At 37.9% G+C, this 3,113-nt stretch carries 4 protein-coding genes; all 4 read right to left on the bottom strand.

What is annotated here, in order from left to right; translation table 11 throughout:
- Window positions 1-259: 259 nt before the first annotated feature.
- Window positions 260-784: a TetR/AcrR family transcriptional regulator gene (locus JEM49_RS04350; protein ID WP_242509769.1), complete on the bottom strand. Its 525-nt coding sequence runs from the start codon at window positions 782-784 to the stop codon at window positions 260-262.
- A 43-nt stretch (window positions 785-827) separates the two neighbouring features.
- Complete coding sequence (locus JEM49_RS10500) at window positions 828-998, bottom strand: hypothetical protein (protein ID WP_171030378.1); 171 nt, start codon at window positions 996-998, stop codon at window positions 828-830.
- 1 nt (window position 999) lies between these two features.
- On the bottom strand, window positions 1,000-1,860 hold the full coding sequence (locus tag JEM49_RS10495; protein WP_236652556.1) for a hypothetical protein: 861 nt from the start codon (window positions 1,858-1,860) through the stop codon (window positions 1,000-1,002).
- Between the two features lie 226 nt (window positions 1,861-2,086).
- A partial coding sequence (locus tag JEM49_RS04335) for an RNA-guided endonuclease TnpB family protein (protein ID WP_201873815.1) occupies window positions 2,087-3,113 on the bottom strand: 1,027 nt, incomplete at its 5' end.

Genomic DNA, 3,113 nt, shown 5'->3' with positions numbered 1-3,113 from the left:
AGAACTTACTCCGATAGAATATCGGAATAAGTCCTTAGTCGCATAATATCAATAAAGTGTCCGAAAAATGCGGGTCACTACAGTATCAGAAATTTCCTGTGCTTCTTTTTTAGCCTGAGGTCCCGTTTTATACGAAACACCTATATGTAATACCATTTACTCACCTACTATAAAAACTTATTACTTAAAATATACGCTTCTTTCTTCTAAACACATCAAAAAAAGATGCATCAAGTCACCTCAATGTATCTTTATTATTCTACTTCCTACTCAACCGCTCATACCCAGCTTCCGCAAACTCATTCAACATCTGGACATCATGGGGCCATTTCTCATCTTTCACAAAATTATGCGCGCGGTTAACCGCAAACGAACCATGAATCACATATCTAAATAATGTTTCCGCATCTTCTCTTGGAAGGTGCGTTTTTTCAATCACAGCTGGCAAAACCGTGTCTCGCTCATTCACTACGATTCTGCCAATGATGTATTCGCTCAAATCGGGATCCATCAATAATTTTTGATATTTACCAGCATCCCCAATCCGCTGGCAGGCCGGTACTAACGATTCATTGCTTTTCAGATAATCCAGCGATTTCCCGTTTCCAGCAAAAAATGGGACAGGATTTGTCTCCGTCAGCAACAACGCACCATTTAGCACATCGTTCAAGACATCAGTCACCGAGGAATAATGCACATGAAATGTTGATCGCGTTATCCCAGCCTCACGACAGATCCGCACGATATTAACTTTAGAATATGATTCTTCATCAACTAATTTCAAAAAAGCATCTTTAATTATTCCCAACGTATAAAGCGTACGTCGATCAGTTTTTCTTTGGCACTAAAATTGCACCATCACCATTGTTTGGAATTTCAATGCTAATTTGTGAAAAGCCAACTCCCGCATCGTTGCTATCCTCAATAGCGGTAAAAGTACCTGGATCAACGTAAAAGCCGTGAACCTCATCTTTGCTCTTATCAAGACCGAGACACACCTTATAATATTGCCATCTTGAGTAAAGCAGTGAACAATTGCGGCATCCCGATTGAATACATCATTGATTGACCATATTGCACCGTATGCAAGTATGACGGATGCTTTTGATCAATGGTCAAATACATTGGAAAACTGCTAGGACGAATGCCGCTATCTACCATGTAGTCAGGATAAAATTGCTGCATAACTTTACCTTGTTCAGCCTTTTGCTCCGGTGTTAATTCTGGTTTAGGTTGAGGCTTAGTTGGACCTTGGGTTGTAGCACCATGACTTTTACCAGTCATGGTTTCCTTAAATGCATCACCAATTGAGGCAGAAAAACCAATACTGCGGTCTGCAATGATATCTAGAATATTCAACTCGCCTTTGTTGATCGTAATGTAGCGACTATTTCTGTCAACTGCAACTAATTGCATACTTGAAACCTTAATCATTTGGTTGCGTGGGCCAATTCCAAGTTCAAGTACGACTAACTTCTTATCTTCATATTTTTGAATAAAATCTTGAAAGGCGTTGATCTGCTTCTGGTCAATTTGGAAATCTTGGTTAGTAGTTACATAATGAACAGGTTTATCTCCAATCAAGTTTTTCAAATATTCATAAGTCGGCTTCTGTGGTGGGATTTCATTCATCATCTTGTAAAGTTCAAGCAAAAATGCCCAGTGCTCTTCTTCAGATTCAAAACGATTATAGAAACCTTGGAATAAACCATTAAAGCCATATTTTTTAGCAAAATATTTCATGTTGTCCATATATAACGGACTATCTTCATACCAAAAAGCAAGACCGGTAGCGCGTGACATTCCGCTTCCTGCACCAACAACAATTGCATCTGCATCTTTTACATGCTTAAAATTCATCTATTTTATTCATACATACCTCGTTAAAATTCACATACACGATGTATTTAACTTTTAACAAGATTAAAGCATGTATGAAAAAGTAATTAAGATCAGATTCGTGCTGTGTGTAGAGTTATAGACAGATTCTATGAACTACACCGACACTAAAGTGCCGGGTTTCTGGGAACACTGAGTAGTGTTTAGGATCTTACATTGAACTAGTCAAATACCTAACTCACGGAACTCAGCTTGTTACCATGGCCAGTCCCTGACCACTTAGCTTTGTACTTCCTTTATGCAGGATATTAACTGCCGCATTAATATCTCGATCATGCTTGGTTTGACACTTAGAACAAGTCCATTCACGAATTTCTAATGGCTTAGCGCCACTGTTATAGCCACATTTTGAACAAATTCTGGAAGTGTTCTTGGGATCAACTGCAATTAGTTTCTTGCCATACCATTCGCATTTGTATTCTAGCATTTGTCTGAATATCCGCCATGAAGCATTGGCAATTGACTTAGCCAAATGATGATTTTTCTGAAGATTCTTGGTTTTCAAATCTTCAATCGCAATTACATCATATTGCTTAACTAAATGCGTAGTTAGTTTATGCAGATAATCTCTGCGCTGATTAGCTATTTTAGCTTGGCACTTAGCTTTTGACTTTTGCGCTTTTTGCCAATTAGTGAAACTCTCTAAGCTTCTAGGACAAAGCACCTTTTTATTCCTGTCTTGCAAAACTAATAATTTAGCTAAATGTCTGCGACGAGCATATTTTCTTTGCCAGACTTTGGCTTTCTTTTCAAAATAAGAACTGTCAAAACTAGGATATTTTAGCCCATTAGACAGAATCGCTAAATCAGCCACGCCAACATCAATCCCAACCTGTTTGCCAGTTAAGCTGTACTTCTCTGGTTCAGATATTTCTACCTGTAGAGACAAATAATATTTTCCTGTTGGTTCAAGTACGACCGTATAACGCTTAATCTTAACATCTTGCAAAACTCTATTCTTGCTGGTTTTGACATAGCCTAATTTAGGAATCTTCAAGTACCTTTTACCTGCAGTTTTTATGATTGACTTGCCCGTATAAGACTTTTTCAGATACTTGCGTGAATGAAAACGAGGCTTGCCAATTTGACCAGTTTTATCTTGAAAGAAGTTCTTCCAAGATTGAGTTAGGAATTCATTAACTACCTGCAAGCTTGAAGAATCGCTGTTTTTCAAAAAAGGATATTCTTTTTTAAGCGGCTTAAGCAGATAATTC

The sequence above is a fragment of the Lactobacillus sp. A27 genome (assembly GCF_016742815.1).
Classification (GTDB): domain Bacteria; phylum Bacillota; class Bacilli; order Lactobacillales; family Lactobacillaceae; genus Lactobacillus; species Lactobacillus gallinarum.
The sequence above is the reverse complement of the archived record's forward strand: the minus strand, read 5'-3'. Positions and strand labels throughout refer to the sequence as shown.